Origin of the sequence: Actinomycetospora termitidis (assembly GCF_030286555.1) — a bacterium.
GTDB classification, from domain to species: domain Bacteria; phylum Actinomycetota; class Actinomycetes; order Mycobacteriales; family Pseudonocardiaceae; genus Actinomycetospora; species Actinomycetospora termitidis.
Genome location: NZ_JASVWF010000003.1, coordinates 490,366 through 505,229, shown reverse-complemented (window position 1 = coordinate 505,229; position 14,864 = coordinate 490,366). Strand labels below are relative to the sequence as shown.

Genomic DNA, 14,864 nt, shown 5'->3' with positions numbered 1-14,864 from the left:
GCCGTCTCAGGGGGAGTAGGGCTCCGCCGAGACCAGCGTGACCTCCATCGACCCGCCGTCGGGCAGGTCGTAGCTCACGGTGTCGCCGGCCTTGGCGCCGATGAGCGCGGAGCCGAGGGGGGAGTTCGGGGAGTAGACCTCGATCGAGCCCGCCGAGCCCTCCTCCCGGGAGCCGAGCAGGAAGGTCTCCGTGTCGTCGTCGCCCTCGAAGCGGACGGTGAGCACCGTGCCCGGGACGGCGGTCCCCGACTCGGTGGGCGTCTCTCCGACCTTCGCGGTGTGCAGCAGCTCCTGGAGGTGGCGGATGCGCGCCTCCATGACCCCCTGCTCCTCGCGGGCGGCGTGGTAGCCGCCGTTCTCCTTGAGGTCGCCCTCCTCGCGGGCGGCGTTGATCTTCTGCGCGATCGCCGGACGCTGGCCCACCAGGTCGTCGAGCTCGGCCTTGAGGCGGTCGTGGGCGTCCTGGGTCAGCCACGTCACCTGGGTCTGCGTCTCGGTCACGGCGATCAACTCCTCGGAGGTCCGGCTCCCGCGGGCACGGGGCGGCGGCCTGTGCGACGCGTCGACCGGGCGCGGGGTGCCCGGGCGGAGGGACGCCCACAGACGGAAAAACACGACCCGCGGCATGCGGGCCGTGTCGGTGGACACTAACACGGTCGGGGCCCGGGAGGACCGGTACGAACTTCCCGGCCGAGAGGTTCCCGGATCTCCGGAGAAAGTCACACAGCCCTGCCCACCTGCGACGATCCGCCGCCGCGGGGCCGTTCGGCCCAGGGGAGCGGCAGGCTGTCGGGGGGTCGGTGGATGATGGAGGACGTGGGAGATCAGGACACGGAGCGAAGCGGAGCTGGACCCTTGGAACAGCTGCGTCTGATGACGGTCCACGCGCACCCCGACGACGAGTCGAGCAAGGGTGCCGCGACGTGTGCGCGCTACGTCGCCGAGGGCGTCGAGGTCATGGTCGTCACGTGCACCGGGGGTGAGGCCGGCAGCATCCTGAACCCGGCGATGGACCGGCCCGAGGTGGTCGCCGACATGTTGGGCGTGCGCCGGGCGGAGATGGCCCGCGCGGCCGAGATCCTCGGGGTGGAGCACCGCTGGCTCGGCTTCGTCGACTCGGGGCTCCCCGAGGGCGACCCCAAGCCGCCGCTGCCCGACGGCTGCTTCGCGCTCGAGCCCCTGGAGGTGCCCACCGAGGCCCTCGTCCGGGTGATGCGCGAGTTCCGGCCGCACGTCGTGGTGACCTACGACGAGAACGGCGGCTACCCGCACCCCGACCACATCCGCTGCCACGAGGTCTCGATGGCGGCGTGGGAGGCGTGCGGCGACCCGGACCGGTTCCCCGAGGCCGGCGAGCCGTGGCAGCCCCTGAAGCTGTACTACTCGCACGGGTTCTCCCGGGCCCGCGTCGTGGCGTTCCACGAGGCGATGCTCGCGTCCGGGCAGGAGTCGCCGTACGCGGAGTGGCTGGAGAACTGGGACACCTCCTCGCGGCCCGACCCGGGGACCCGGGTGACCACGCGGGTGCGGTGCGCGGAGTACTTCCCGGTGCGGGACCGGGCGTTGCTCGCCCACGCCACGCAGATCGACCCCGACGGGCGCTGGTTCCAGACGCCGATGGAGCTCCAGCAGCGCGTGTGGCCGACCGAGGACTACGAGCTCGCGCGCTCGCTGGTGGGCGACCCGGCGCAGACCGAGTCGTCCGAGGACGGCGACCTGTTCGCGGGAGTGCGGGAGCGGGTGCTGACGTCGTGAGCACGGTGCTCCCCGCGTCGGTGGTCGTGTTCCTCGCCCAGGCGCAGCCGCCGGCGCCGGGGGCGGACCGCGGCGAGGAGTTCGGCAAGACCTCCCCGATCGCCCTCGTCGTCATCCTGCTGCTCGGGATCGCGACGGCGCTGCTGATCCGGTCGATGACGAAGCGGCTGCGCAACGTCCCGGAGTCGTTCGACCCGCCGGGGGAGACGGAGCGGAGCGGAGCTCGACCATCGACTCCGGAGCCGGAGAAGGAGCGCAGCGAGCCGGACCCGGACGAGCCGCCCGACCCGCCGTCGGGAACGGAGAAGGTCGACTCGCCGTCACCCGGACGCCGCACCGACCCGGAGGGCTGACGCCGACGGCGCAGGGGCCGGTGACGCCGTGCGACCATCGCCGCATGGCCAACCGGCTCGCCGACTCGACCAGTCCCTACCTGCGCCAGCACGCGGACAACCCGATCGACTGGCGACCCTGGGAGCCGGCCGCGTTCGCCGAGGCGCGGGAGCGCGACGTGCCGGTGCTGCTCTCCGTGGGCTACTCGGCCTGCCACTGGTGCCACGTCATGGCGCACGAGTCGTTCTCCGACCCGCAGGTCGCCGCGTTCGTCAACGACCGGTTCGTCGCGATCAAGGTCGACCGGGAGGAGCGGCCCGACGTCGACGCGGTCTACATGGAGGCCACGCAGGCGATGACGGGGCAGGGCGGTTGGCCGATGACCTGCTTCCTGACCCCGACCGGCGAGCCGTTCCACTGCGGTACCTACTACCCGGCCGAGCCGCGGGGCGGGATGCCGTCGTTCGTCCAGCTGCTCACGGCGGTGGTGAAGGCCTGGGAGACCGACGGCGACACCGTGCGCAGCGCGGCGGCCGGGATCGCGGGCCGTCTGGCCGGCGTGGCGCGGTCGTTGCCCGCCGCCCAGGTCGACGCGGAGGTCCTCGCGGGGGCGGTCGCGTCGCTGGAGGCCGAGTTCGACGTGGTGGCGGCCGGGTTCGGCGGCGCACCGAAGTTCCCGCCGTCCACGGTGTGCGAGTTCCTGCTGCGCCACCACGAGCGCACGCGCAGTGCCGCGGCCTGGCGGATGGTCACCGCCACGCACGAGCGGATGGCGCGCGGCGGCCTGTTCGACCAGCTCGCGGGCGGGTTCGCGCGCTACTCGGTCGACGCCGGGTGGGTCGTCCCGCACTTCGAGAAGATGCTCTACGACAACGCGCTGCTGCTGCGCAGCTACGCCCACGAGGCCCGCCTGGCCGGGGGGCTCGCCCGGCACGTCACCGAGCTGACGGCCGCCTTCCTGCTCCGGGACCTGCGGGTTCCCGACGGCGGGTTCGCGGCGGCCCTGGACGCCGACGCGGCCGGCGAGGAGGGCTCGACGTACGTGTGGTCGCGCGCCGAGCTCACCGACGTCCTCGGCGCCCAGGACGGCCCGTGGGCGGCGGATCTACTCGGGGTCACCGCGGAGGGCACCTTCGAGCACGGCCGCTCGACCCTGCAGATGCCCGCCGACCCGGACGACACGGCCCGCTGGTCGGCGGTGCGCAAGGCCCTGCTCGCGGCGCGCGCACGGCGTCCGCAGCCGGCGCGGGACGACAAGGTCGTGGTGGCCTGGAACGGGCTCGCGATCTCCGCGCTCGTCGAGGCCGCCGGGGCACTGGGCCGTCCGGACCTGCTCGCGGCGGCCCGTCGTGCCGGCGGGATGCTGCTCAAGGTGCACGTGGTCGACGGTCGGTTGCGCCGCACGTCGCGCGACGGCGTCGTGGGGGACGCGCCGGGCGTGCTGGAGGACCACGCGGCGCTCGCCGAGGCGCTACTGGCCCTGCACCAGGCCACCGGGGAGGCGCGCTGGCTCGCCGACGCGTGCGGGATGCTGGACCTCGCGCTGGACCATTTCGCCGACGCCGACCCGGGCCTGTTCTGGGACACCGCGGACGACGCCGAGGCCCTGGTCACCCGTCCCCGGGAGATCACCGACGGTGCCACGCCGTGCGGGTCGTCGGTGCTGACCTCCGCGCTGCTCACGGCCTCGGTGCTGGTCGGGCCGGAGCGGTCGGCGCGCTACCGGGACGCGGCGGACGCCGCGCTGACGTCCGCCGGCACGCTGCTCGCGCGGCACGCCCGGTTCGCCGGGGGTTGGGCGACGGCGGCGGAGGCGGCGCTCACGGGTCCGCTGCAGGTGGCCGTGGTGGGGGCGAGCCCCGAGGAGCGGGAGCCCCTGGTCGCGGTCGCGCGGCGGCAGGCGCCCGGCGGGACCGTCGTGGTGGCGGGCGAGCCGTCCGCCCCCGGGGTGCCGCTGCTCGCCGACCGTCCGCTCGTCGACGGGGGTGCGGCGGCGTACGTGTGCCGCGGCTTCGTGTGCGACCGCCCCGCCACGAGCCCCGACGAGCTCGCCGGCGCCCTGCACGTCGGCTGACCCACCGTCACGTCCTCCCGTCCGCTCACCGCGAACCGGCTCGACCTCTGTACGTGCGTAATGCTGTAATCAGTGCCTCGCACGATGAAGGAGCCGATGATGATGGTGGGACGAGGACACCGGGGACGCCCCGGCGGTGGCGGACGTGTGGGTCGGGGCGGGCGCCCCGCGAACGACCTGCCGGGGACCGACGACCTCGAGGCCTGGCTGGCCGGGCGGCTGCCCGACGGCTGGTTCCTCGGGACCCCGGAGATCACGGTGGACCGCGAGGAGATCCTGATCGTCGGTCAGCTGGGCGCGCCCGAGGTGGAGGGGGACGCCGCGGCGCGCGCCGCCGGCGCCGTCGGTCGCATCAGCCGCTTCCGCGAGGAGACCCGCGAGGACCGGATGGAGATCGCCCGGCAGGCCGAGCACCGCTACGGGCGCAAGGTCGCGTGGGGCGCGCGCATCGCGGACGACGAGGGTGGCGTCGAGGAGCTCTTCACGACGCTGTCGGTGCCGGTGATGACCCGGCTGCGCCAGCCTGAGCGGCGGGTCCTGGACACGCTGGTCGACGCGGGCGTCGCGCGGTCCCGGTCCGAGGCGCTCGCGTGGGCGGTCGCGCTGGTCGGCGAGCACACCGAACCGTGGCTGGCCGAGCTCCGCGAGGCGATGAGCACCGTCGACGAGCTGCGCACCCGCGGACCGCGACTGGACCCGCCGTCGGAGAGCGACGACGAGACCGGTGGGTCCGGGGCGCCGGACGATCAGGCGTAGAGGACCAGCCAGATCGCGATGTGGTGACAGATCGCGGCGACGACCGTCGCCGCGTGGAAGAACTCGTGGTAGCCGAAGGTGCGCGGCCAGCCGACCGGGCGCCGGAAGGCGAAGCACAGCGCGCCCGCGGTGTAGAAGGCGCCACCGACCACGAGCAGCACCAACGCCGCCACACCCCCGCGGTGGAGCAGGTCGGGCAGCACGAACACCGCGACCCAGCCGAGCGCGAGGTAGATCGGGACCCCGACCCACCGTGGGGTGTGCGGGCGGGCGAGCTTGAGGGCCGCGCCCGCGATGGCGCCGACCCAGACGATCGCCAGGACGACGAGCCCGGTGACCTCGGGCAGGGCGAGCACCGCGAACGGCGTGTAGGTCCCCGCGATGAAGATGAAGATCATCGCGTGGTCGAGGCGCTTCATCGTGGTCCGCGCCCGCGGCGACACCCACGAGCGGCGGTGGTAGAGCGCGCTCACCCCGAAGACGCCGAGCACCGTGGCCGAGTAGACCGCGACCGCGGCGGCGGCCTCGCCGGACACGGTGGATCCGGCCAGGGCGATCAGGGTGGCGCCGGCGGCGATGCCGACGGCGAAGGACCACAGGTGCAGCCAGCCCCGCAGACGCGGCCTGTCGGACGTCCCGGGCGGCGGCGCGATCTCGGCGACGCTCACGCGGGAGAGCCTAGGGCAGGCACCTGAGAACCCGGCGAACTCTCGCGGTCCACCGGGTGACGAGGGGGTCGGGCCGGGATCGGGGCGGCGTAACCTGGCCGCCCGTGAGCGTCCGGGACAACATCCGTGAGGTGGCCGTCTCGCTCTACGAGCGGCGGCTGCGTCGTAAGGTCGCGGCCGCCCACCCGCCCCGCCACGTGGGTGTGATCCTCGACGGGAACCGGCGCTGGGCGCGGGAGGTCGGCCTCACCGACCCGAGCGACGGGCACCGGGTCGGAGCCCGCAAGATCGTCGACATGCTCGACTGGGCCGACGAGGCCGGCGTCGAGGTCGTCACGCTCTTCCTGCTCTCCACCGACAACGTCGGACGGCCGCCCGAGGAGCTCGAGGCGTTGCTGGAGATCATCGCGACCGCGGTCGAGGGGCTCGCTGCACCCGACCGGGACTGGCGGCTGCGGATCGTCGGAGCCCCGGACCTGGTGCCGAGCCCGACGGCGGTCCGCCTCGCGGCCGCCGCGGAGTCCACCGAAGGCCGGACGGGGATGCAGGTCAACGCCGCCGTCGGCTACGGCGGGCGGCAGGAGATCGCGGACGCGGTCCGCAAGCTGCTGCTGCGCCACGCCGAGGCGGGGACGTCGATCGAGGAGCTCGCCGAGGTCCTCGACGTCGACCACATCGCGGAGAACCTCTACACCTCGGGCCAGCCCGACCCGGACCTGGTCATCCGGACCTCGGGGGAGCAGCGCCTGTCGGGATTCCTGATGTGGCAGTCGGTCTATTCGGAGTTCTATTTCACCGAGGCGTTCTGGCCGCAGTTCCGGCGCATCGATTTCCTGCGCGCACTGCGGGACTACTCGGAACGCAACCGCCGGTACGGGGGCTGAACGCACGACAACGCACCGGCGTACCCGTGCCATCCCCCGATGGGCACGGATACGCCGGTGCGTCCGGTCGCAGGCGCTCATTCCCGACGGCAGGTGCGGGTCCGCTCCCACACTTGTCCGCACCCGCCGTCGGGAATGGTGACTCAGTTGTTGTAGGTGCTGAGCACACCGAGCTGGCTGATCGGGGCCTGGATGTTCACGTTGTTCAGCCCGAGCAGGCCCTGGTCGCCGGTGTTGATCTGGTCGCCGCCGCGGGCGGTGGCGTTGCCGTCGTTGTCGCCGCCACCGTCACGACCGTCGCGGCCGTGGCCGAACCCGGCGCGGCCGTCGCGGCCGTCGTCGTCGTTGTTGTAGGTCGAGAGGACGCCGAGCTGGCTGATCGGAGCCTGCACGTTCACGCAGTTGACGCCGATGAGCTGGTCGCCGAGGTTCGCGCAGTCGCCACCGATGGCGGTCGCGTTGCCGTCGTTGTCTCCACGGTCACGGTCGCGGTCACGGTCGTGCCCGTGGTGGTGGCCGTGGCCGTGGTCGCGGTCCCAGCTGTGGTCGTGGCCGCCCTTCTCCGGCATGTCGCCGGCGAACGCGGTCCCGGAGAGCGCCGCCACGCCCGCCGCGGCACCGATGACGACCATTCCCGCCTTCTTCAGCAGCATTCGGAGATGTTCCCCTCGTGAGAGTCGCGTTTCCCCGATCCGGGATCGGGGGATCGCTTTCGTGTGTTCCAGCCCCACGGACGGTGCGGCTGATGACATGAAACCTAACGGGTCACCACGGCCGTGGGTATCGGCAGATCCCCGATCGAGTGGCACCTACTTCGGTGCGCGACTTGAGTGCTTTCTCCGGGTGAGCTGATCGGGATTCGGTGCGGTCGACGGCGCCCGTCAGGCGCATTCAGGTCCCGCTGCGTGATCCACCTCGACACCCGTCCGTCGCATTCAGCGACGTGGTGTCCGTTCCGAGGCCGATCGGGGCCACCCCGGGTAACGTCACGCGACGGTGGACGGATCGGAACCGGGCGAGGCCCTCGACGGGGTCGCGGAGGCCTACGTACGGCTCGGGCTGCGCCTCGGACGCGTGGTGCCGGGGCTCGTCGACGCCCACCTCGGTGACGCCGCGGTCGCGCGGGGTGTGGACGCCGAGCCGCCACCCGATCCGGCGTCCCTGGGTCGGGAGGCGGTCGCGCTGCGTCGGGGCCTCGCGGGGGCGCCCGGAGCCCGGGCTGCCTACCTCGACGCCCAGCTCCGCGCCTGTGCGGTGATCGCGGCCCGGGCGGACGGGGGCGGGCCACCCGTCGTCGAGGAGGTCCGGGAGTGCCTCGGGGTGGACGTCCGTCCCGGCGACCCGGACGTCTACGCCGCCGCCCACGAGGCGCTCGCGGGCGTCCTCGACGTGCCCCGACGGCGGCTGCCGGAGGCGATGCGGGCGTTCCGGGACTCCGACCGGGTGCCGCCCGCGGTCCTGCGCGACGCGGTCACCGCCCTGTTGGGCGGGCTGCGCGAGGCGACGGCGGCCGCCGTCGGGCTGCCGGCGGGGGAGCGGGTCGACCTCGAGATCGTGCGCGGGGAGCCGTGGGCGGGGTTCTCCCGGCGGGTCGCGCCGGGCCGGTCGGTGATGCAGGTGGCGGCGGACGCGGGGCACCGGTGGACGCACCTCCCGCTGTTGGTCGCGCACGAGGCCTACCCCGGGCACCACACCGAGACCGCGCGGACCGAGGGCACACCGCGGCCGGAGCGCACCCTCCTGCTGGCCCGGACCCCGCAGAGCCTCGTGGCCGAGGGGGCGGCGGAGGTCGGCCTGGACGCCGTCGTCGGGACGGGGTGGGGGAGGTGGGCGGCGGCCCGCCTCGCCGGGGTGTCCGGCGCGCCGGAGCCCGGCCGGGCCGCGCTGGGGGAGGCGGTCGAGGTCGCGACCGGGCCGCTGGACGCCGTGCGCCAGGACGCCGCCCTGCTGCTGCACGCCTCGTCGGCGGTCGACCGCGAGGAGCAGGCCCGGGCGCACCTGCGACGGTGGTTGTTCGTCGACGACGCCCGGGCGAGCAGGATGCTCGGGTTCCTCGGCCATCCCCGCTGGCGCATCCACACCACGACCTACGTCGAGGGCGCGCGCCTCGTCCGGCCCTGGCTGGCCGCTCGGGGAGCCGGGACCACGGCCGGGGTGCGGTTCGCGCGCCTGCTCGACGAGTCGTGGACGCCGGAGGCGTTGCAGCAGGGTATTCACACGGATGTGCGCGGCGAGCGGTACCCCCGCCACGCCGACGACACACCGATGTCACCCACCGTGTGAGGTCGGACCTGAAATTGTCACGCTCGGCGCGCGACAACGACCGGTCGTCGGCTGTAGCGTCCGCCTCGACGGTGCCGTAGCGGATGCGGCCCGTCCGGGGAGGCCGGAGAACGTGACGGTTCGGGTCGGATCGCGGTGCCGCGGCGCCGCCGGAGCGGGTGCCGGGTCGGCATCGCCTCCGGTGGAACCCGGCGTCCTCGACCGGGCCGGGACGGCGGGAGGGCCGGCACCCGGTCCTCGCGCGCGGCGCCGGAGAGGCAGGTCCCCCGGCGGGGGCCCGCCCCGACGGCACCGGATCACGACGTAGGTCTCCTCGTCCCAGCGAGGACTCCGGTCGTGGGTGTCGCGGCCGGTACGAGGGAGTAGCCGTGAGCGCAGAGCACGTCGCACAGCCCCCGTCGGTCCCCGGCATCGGTGATGCCACCCCGATCACCTACGTCCTGGACACGTCCGTCCTGCTCAGCGACCCGTGGGCCCCGACCCGCTTCGCCGAGCACGAGGTCGTCGTGCCGCTCGTGGTGATCACCGAGCTCGAGGGCAAGCGCCACCACCCGGAGCTCGGCTGGTTCGCCCGGGAGGCCCTGCGCCTCCTCGACGACCTGCGGATCACCCACGGCCGTCTGGACCAGCCGATCGTCGTCACGCCGGAGGGCGGGTCGCTGCGGATCGAGCTGAACCACACCGACCCGTCGGTGCTGCCGGCGGGCTTCCGCACCGGGGAGAACGACGCACGGATCCTCGCCTGCGCCGCGAACCTCGCGGCCGAGGGCTCGCGGGTCACCCTCGTCACCAAGGACATGCCGCTGCGCGTCAAGGCGGCGGCGGTGGGCCTGCCCGCCGACGAGTACCACGCCCAGGACGTCGTGACGTCGGGTTGGACCGGCATGGCCGAGATCGCGGCGGACCCGCAGGAGATCTCCGACCTGTTCTCGGACGGCGTCACCGACGTCGAGGCCGCCCGCGAGCTGCCCTGCCACACCGGCCTGCGCCTGCTCGGCGGCGGCTCGTCCGCGCTCGGGCGGGTCACGCCGGACAAGCAGGTGCGCCTGGTCCGCGGCGACCGCGACGTCTTCGGGCTGCACGGCCGCTCGGCCGAGCAGCGGATCGCGATCGACCTGCTGACCGACCCCGACGTCGGGATCGTCTCGCTCGGCGGCCGCGCCGGGACCGGGAAGTCCGCCGTGGCCCTCTGCGCCGGCCTCGAGGCGGTGCTCGAGCGCCAGCAGCACCGCAAGATCGTCGTGTTCCGCCCGGTCTACGCGGTGGGCGGCCAGGACCTCGGCTACCTGCCGGGCGGCGAGAACGAGAAGATGGCGCCCTGGGCGCAGGCCGTCTTCGACACCCTCGGGGCCCTGGTGTCGACGAACGTGGTCGAGGAGGTCATCGAGCGCGGGATGCTCGAGGTCCTGCCGCTGACCCACATCCGCGGGCGGTCGCTGCACGACGCGTTCGTCATCGTCGACGAGGCCCAGTCCCTGGAGCGCAACGTCCTGCTGACGGTGCTCTCCCGGCTCGGCACCAACTCGCGGGTCGTGCTCACGCACGACGTCGCCCAGCGCGACAACCTGCGGGTGGGCCGCCACGACGGTATCGCCGCGGTCATCGAGAAGCTCAAGGGCCACCCGTTGTTCGCCCACGTCACGCTGACGCGCTCCGAGCGCTCGCCGATCGCCGCACTCGTCACCGAGATGCTCGAGGGCGACGCCGGGGGCGCGTAGCCCTGCTCGAGCGAAGGGCCCCTCCGGTCGATCTACTCGACCGAAGGGGCCCTTCGCTCAGCGGGGTGCCGGATGGCGGTGGGCACCCACGGCCCGTCTATCCGACCGATGGTGCCCTTCGCTCAACAGCGCGGCCTGCTCACCAGCCCGTCGGCAGCGGACGTCCCTCGGCGAACCCGGAGGCCGACTGGATGCCGAGCACCGCCCGCTCGTGGAACTCCTCGAGCGTGGTGGCGCCGGTGTAGGTGCACGCCGAGCGCACGCCTGCGCAGATCGAGTCCAGGAGGTCCTCGACGCCGGGTCGGGCCGGGTCCAGGCGCATCCGCGAGGAGGAGATGCCCTCCTCGAACAGGCCCTTGCGCGCGCGGTCGAACGCCGAGTCGGTGCGGGTCCGCGCGGTGACGGCCCGCTTCGACGCCATGCCGAACGACTCCTTGTACGGCGCGCCGTGCTCGTCGCGCTGCAGGTCACCGGGCGACTCGTAGGTGCCCGCGAACCACGACCCGACCATCACCGCCGACGCGCCCGCCGCCAGGGCCAGCGCCACGTCGCGCGGGTGCCGCACGCCGCCGTCGGCCCAGATGTGCCTGCCCCGTGCGCGGGCGGCCGCCGCGCACTCGGCGACCGCGGAGAACTGCGGCCGGCCGACGCCCGTGGCCATGCGGGTCGTGCACATTGCGCCCGGCCCGACGCCGACCTTCACGACGTCCGCGCCCGCCTCGATCAGGTCGATCGTCCCCTGCGCGGTCACGACGTTGCCCGCCACGACCACGGCGTCCGGCGCGGCCTCGCGCACGGTGCGCAGCGCGGCGATCGTCTTCTCCTGGTGCCCGTGGGCGGTGTCGACGACCAGCACGTCCACCCCCGCCGCGACGAGCTCCTTCGTGCGCGTCGCGACGTCGCCGTTCACGCCCAGGGCGGCGGCCACGCGCAGGCGGCCGTCGGCGTCGAGCGCCGGGGCGTACACCTCGGCCCGCAGCGCGCCCGTGCGGGAGAGCACGCCGGCGAGCCGCCCGTCGTCGTCCACGGCGAGCGCGAGGTCCCCGGCGCCCGGCGCCGACAGGGCGTCGAACACGGCGCGCGGCTCGGTGCCCACCGACACCGTCACGGCCGGCACGAGGACGTCGGCGAGCCGGGTGAAGCGGTCGACCCCGGCACAGTCGGCCTCGCGCACCACGCCGAGCGGGCGCCCGCCGTCGTCGGCCACGACCACGGCGCCGTGCGCGCGCTTGCTGACGAGGTTCAGCGCGTCGGCCACCGCCTCGCCCGGGTGCAGGACGACGGGGGTGTCCCAGACGGCGTGCCGGGACTTCACCCCGGCAACGATGTCGGCCACCGCGGCGGCGTCCACGTCCTGCGGGATCACGGCCATGCCGCCCCGGCGCGCCAGCGTCTCGGCCATCCGGCGCCCGGAGACCGCCGTCATGTTCGCCGCGACCACCGGGATCGTCGCGCCCGACCCGTCCGCGACCGCGAGGTCGACGTCGAAGCGTGAGGCGACGTCGGAGCGCTCGGGGACGAGGAAGACGTCGTCGTAGGTCAGGTCGTGGGCCGGAACGTGGCCGTCGAGGAACCGCACGTGCGCACAGGTTACCCGTCGTGCGACCACCGGCGGTCCACGACGGCGGGCCAGTCCGCGCCGATCGCGGGCAGCGCCAGCATCGCGCGCTGCGCCGCACGCGCCCGGCCGCGCACCGCGGCGTCGGCGAGGACCGCCGTGAGGCCCTCCGCCAGCGAGTCGCCGTCGACCTGCCGCCCGAGCCCGAGCGAGGAGATCCGCCCGGCGCTCGCGAACTGGTCGCCGAACTGCGGGAACGCGACCATCGGCACGCCGTGCCGGACCGCCTCGCGCACCGTGTTGTAGCCGCCGTGGGTCACCAGCGCGTCCGTGACCTGCAGCAGCAGCGGCTGCGGCACCCACCGCTCGAGGTGCACGTGCGGGGCGGGCGCGACCTCGCACTCCAGGCCGCCCGTCGCGACGACGATCTCCGCGTCCACGTCGTTCGCCCCCGCGACCAGGGCGCGCAGCCCGGCCGCCGGGTCCGCGGGCGGTCCACCGGGCGGCGTGCGGCCCGCGTCCTTCATCATCGGCAGCGCGGTGCCCAACGACGCCAGCACGAGCGGCCGACCGGCGGGCAGCGCGGCCACCCACTCCGGCAGCCGGCCGCCGCGGTCGACCTCGTCGTCCTGGCGGAACGCGAACGGTTCCGGCAGCCAGTCCGGCGCGAACGAGAACGACGGCGGCATGCAGTCCAGCCGGCCGTACGGCGTGAGCGAGTCCGACGCCGGCGTCGCCAGGCCCAGCGCGGTCCGCCGCTCGTCGAGCAGCGGACCCAGGTGCGCCGGGTCCAGCACGTGCGCCGCCCCGGACGGCGCGGGCAGGTGCGGCACGCCGAGCTCCTCGGCGTACAGCAGACCGGCGAACTCCCCGCCGTCCCGGAGGACCAGGTCGGGGGCCGGGCAGGCCGACCGCAGTGCCCGGACCTCGTCGACGAGGTGCTCCCCGCCGAACACCCGGGCCACGACGGCGGCCGGGTCGGGCTCCGGCCCCAGCGCCTGGATCTGCGGGACGAACCGCGCCGCGGCCTCGGACATCGGGGTCAGCACCGGCTCGACCCGGGCCGGCGCCCCGTCGAACACCCGCGCCAGGTCGGGCGGGCAGGCGACGACCACCTCGTGCTCCGTCCCCTCGAGCGCCCGGACGAACGGCAGGGCCGCGCGGGCGTGGGAGGGGGACCCGGTGACGGTCGTGAGCATGCGCACGGGGATGGGGTGCCCCGTCGTCGGGACCCGTCCCGGGAACGTGACCGGACGCTCCTCGTCGACCGAGGTCGACACGCACGGATCGCGGGATGCGCCTCGTCGTCGAGCAGCGTCCGGAGGGTCGGACCGGCTAACGCCGCAGGGCCCGCAGTGCCTCGAGGGTGTCGGTCTCGGCGAGCGGCTTGTCGTCGCGGTAGCGGACCACCCGCGCGAAGCGCAGGGCCACGCCGCCGGGGTAGCGCGTCGAGGTCTGCACCCCGTCGAGCTCGATCTCGACGACGATCTCCGGGCGGAGATACACGGTGAAGTCGTCGCGCGAGGTCTCGTACCGCGGGAACGTCTCGGTCTGCCAGCGCAGGGTCTCGTCCGTCATCCCCTTGAACGTTTTCCCCACCATGACGAACCCGTCCTCGGTGCGGGCGCCGAGGTGGATGTTCGAGAGCCAGCCCCGCCGTCGTCCGGATCCCCACTCGCAGGCCAGGACGACGAGGTCGAAGGTGTGCGCGGGCTTGATCTTCTGCCACGACTTCCTGCGGCGGCCGGCCGTGTAGGTCGAGTCGAGCGCCTTGACCATCGAGCCCTCCTGGCCCGCGGCCAGCGCCTCGTCGATCGCCTCTGCGGCGCGCTCGGGCGAGGGCCGCACGACCGACGGGATCACCCGGTCGCCGACCACCTCCGCCAGTTCCCGACGACGGGTCTCGAGCGGCTCGTCGATCAGGTCGCGGCCGTCGCGGTGCAGGATGTCGAAGTACCAGGGCTGCATGGCCCCGCTACCCAGGCCCTTCATCGACTCCTGGAACGCGCGGGGCCGCCCGTCCTCGGCCACCGCGAGCGTCTCGCCGTCCAGGACGACGGTCTCGACCGGCAGCTCGCGGGTGAGCGCGACGATCTCCGGGACGGCCTCCGTGATCTCGTGCAGCGTGCGCGACCAGACGCGTACCTCGTCGGACCGCCTGTGCACCTGGATCCGGGCGCCGTCGAGCTTGTGCTCGACGACGATCTCGGTGCCGAGGTCTGCGAGCGTGTCGTCGAGCGAGTCGCCGGGCGAGGCGAGCATCGGCCGGACCGGGCGCATGACCTCGAGCCCGACCGCCGACAGCGACGCCACCGGGTCGTCGGTGGTCAGCGCCGTCCGCGCGGTCTCCGGGAGCTGTCCGGAGAGCATGAAGGCCCGCCGGACGACATCGGCGGGAACCTCCGCCGCGGCGGCGACGGCCTCGACCATCAACCCCTCGAGCGCGCCCTGCCGCAGTTCGCCGCCGAGCAGTCGGACGAGGAACCGGGCCTCGTCGGCGGTGGCGGCGCCGAGCAACGACGACAGCTCCGCCGATCGCCGGGCACCCACCCCGCTGCCGGATCCCGCCAGCTCCGCGAGCCGTTCCAGCGACGCCTCGACGTCGACGACCCCCAGCGATGGCTCCGCCGCCGGCTCGACGTCGACACCGGACAGCGTGCGCCACCCGATCCCGGTGCGGCCCTGCAGCATGAACCCCGCCAGCCACGCCGTGACCGGCGCGACCTCGTCGGGGCCCGCGTCGGCCAGGACCGCGGCGAGCGCCGCGGTCTTGGCCTTGCGGGACCGGGTCGCCCCGACCTCGCCGGAGGTCTCGACGACCCGGGCGAACAGCAT

Annotated in this window: 13 protein-coding genes; 7 read left to right on the top strand and 6 right to left on the bottom strand. The window is 74.3% G+C overall.

Annotation, left to right across the window (positions count from 1 at the left end):
* Nucleotides 1-6 precede the first annotated feature (6 nt).
* Nucleotides 7-501: a transcription elongation factor GreA gene (gene greA, locus QRT03_RS15865; RefSeq protein WP_179796656.1), complete on the bottom strand. Its 495-nt coding sequence runs from the start codon at nucleotides 499-501 to the stop codon at nucleotides 7-9.
* Nucleotides 502-873: 372 nt separating this feature from the next.
* On the opposite strand from greA, the gene mca reads away from it, so the two are divergent.
* From mca to QRT03_RS15845, 4 genes are all read left to right on the top strand, one after another.
* Nucleotides 874-1,755 (top strand): mycothiol conjugate amidase Mca, encoded by an 882-nt coding sequence (gene mca, locus QRT03_RS15860; protein WP_286053871.1) that lies wholly within the window; start codon nucleotides 874-876, stop codon nucleotides 1,753-1,755.
* Entirely contained in the window at nucleotides 1,752-2,108 is a 357-nt protein-coding gene (locus tag QRT03_RS15855; RefSeq protein WP_286053870.1) for a hypothetical protein, read from the top strand. The genes mca and QRT03_RS15855 overlap by 4 nt, the downstream gene beginning before the upstream one ends.
* Nucleotides 2,109-2,152: 44 nt before the next feature.
* Nucleotides 2,153-4,162, top strand: a complete 2,010-nt coding sequence (locus tag QRT03_RS15850; RefSeq protein ID WP_286053869.1) for a thioredoxin domain-containing protein — start codon at nucleotides 2,153-2,155, stop codon at nucleotides 4,160-4,162.
* Nucleotides 4,163-4,264: 102 nt separating this feature from the next.
* The gene (locus QRT03_RS15845; RefSeq protein WP_286054384.1) at nucleotides 4,265-4,918 is read left to right on the top strand and encodes a hypothetical protein; all 654 of its coding nucleotides are present in this window, start codon (nucleotides 4,265-4,267) and stop codon (nucleotides 4,916-4,918) included.
* Here the strand turns inward: QRT03_RS15845 and trhA are convergent.
* On the bottom strand, nucleotides 4,909-5,586 hold the full coding sequence (trhA, locus tag QRT03_RS15840) for a PAQR family membrane homeostasis protein TrhA (protein WP_286053868.1): 678 nt from the start codon (nucleotides 5,584-5,586) through the stop codon (nucleotides 4,909-4,911). The two genes, QRT03_RS15845 and trhA, sit on opposite strands and share 10 nt — an antisense overlap.
* A gap of 104 nt (nucleotides 5,587-5,690) precedes the next feature.
* Here trhA and QRT03_RS15835 point away from each other — a divergent pair, with 104 nt between their 5' ends.
* On the top strand, nucleotides 5,691-6,470 hold the full coding sequence (locus tag QRT03_RS15835; RefSeq protein ID WP_286053867.1) for an isoprenyl transferase: 780 nt from the start codon (nucleotides 5,691-5,693) through the stop codon (nucleotides 6,468-6,470).
* A 143-nt stretch (nucleotides 6,471-6,613) separates the two neighbouring features.
* Here QRT03_RS15835 and QRT03_RS15830 read toward each other — a convergent pair whose 3' ends face one another.
* Nucleotides 6,614-7,123, bottom strand: a complete 510-nt coding sequence (locus tag QRT03_RS15830) for a hypothetical protein (RefSeq protein WP_286053866.1) — start codon at nucleotides 7,121-7,123, stop codon at nucleotides 6,614-6,616.
* 343 nt (nucleotides 7,124-7,466) lie between these two features.
* On the opposite strand from QRT03_RS15830, the gene QRT03_RS15825 reads away from it, so the two are divergent.
* Together QRT03_RS15825 and phoH2 are read left to right on the top strand one after the other, a co-directional pair.
* The gene (locus tag QRT03_RS15825; RefSeq protein ID WP_286053865.1) at nucleotides 7,467-8,753 is read left to right on the top strand and encodes a DUF885 domain-containing protein; all 1,287 of its coding nucleotides are present in this window, start codon (nucleotides 7,467-7,469) and stop codon (nucleotides 8,751-8,753) included.
* A 410-nt stretch (nucleotides 8,754-9,163) separates the two neighbouring features.
* Nucleotides 9,164-10,471 carry an RNA 5'-3' helicase PhoH2 gene (gene phoH2 / locus QRT03_RS15820; protein ID WP_286054383.1) on the top strand — a complete coding sequence of 436 codons (1,308 nt, stop codon included), beginning with the start codon at nucleotides 9,164-9,166 and terminating at the stop codon, nucleotides 10,469-10,471.
* 139 nt (nucleotides 10,472-10,610) lie between these two features.
* Here phoH2 and guaB1 read toward each other — a convergent pair whose 3' ends face one another.
* The 3 genes from guaB1 to QRT03_RS15805 form a co-directional block, all read right to left on the bottom strand.
* The gene (gene guaB1, locus QRT03_RS15815) at nucleotides 10,611-12,050 is read right to left on the bottom strand and encodes a GMP reductase (RefSeq protein ID WP_286053864.1); all 1,440 of its coding nucleotides are present in this window, start codon (nucleotides 12,048-12,050) and stop codon (nucleotides 10,611-10,613) included.
* Nucleotides 12,051-12,061: 11 nt separating this feature from the next.
* Entirely contained in the window at nucleotides 12,062-13,228 is a 1,167-nt protein-coding gene (locus QRT03_RS15810) for a glycosyltransferase (protein WP_286053863.1), read from the bottom strand.
* Between the two features lie 136 nt (nucleotides 13,229-13,364).
* Nucleotides 13,365-14,864 (bottom strand): ATP-dependent DNA ligase, encoded by a 1,500-nt coding sequence (locus tag QRT03_RS15805; RefSeq protein WP_286053861.1) that lies wholly within the window; start codon nucleotides 14,862-14,864, stop codon nucleotides 13,365-13,367.

Bases quoted from the DNA above. Each gene is read 5' to 3' on its own strand.
- mca (WP_286053871.1), top strand. From the start codon at position 874: ATGACGGTCCACGCGCACCCCGACGACGAGTCGAGCAAGGGTGCCGCG.
- QRT03_RS15850 (WP_286053869.1), top strand. From the start codon at position 2,153: ATGGCCAACCGGCTCGCCGACTCGACCAGTCCCTACCTGCGCCAGCAC.
- QRT03_RS15845 (WP_286054384.1), top strand. From the start codon at position 4,265: ATGGTGGGACGAGGACACCGGGGACGCCCCGGCGGTGGCGGACGTGTG.
- QRT03_RS15830 (WP_286053866.1), bottom strand. From the start codon at position 7,123: ATGCTGCTGAAGAAGGCGGGAATGGTCGTCATCGGTGCCGCGGCGGGC.
- QRT03_RS15810 (WP_286053863.1), bottom strand. From the start codon at position 13,228: ATGCTCACGACCGTCACCGGGTCCCCCTCCCACGCCCGCGCGGCCCTG.
- QRT03_RS15805 (WP_286053861.1), bottom strand. From the start codon at position 14,864: ATGCTGTTCGCCCGGGTCGTCGAGACCTCCGGCGAGGTCGGGGCGACC.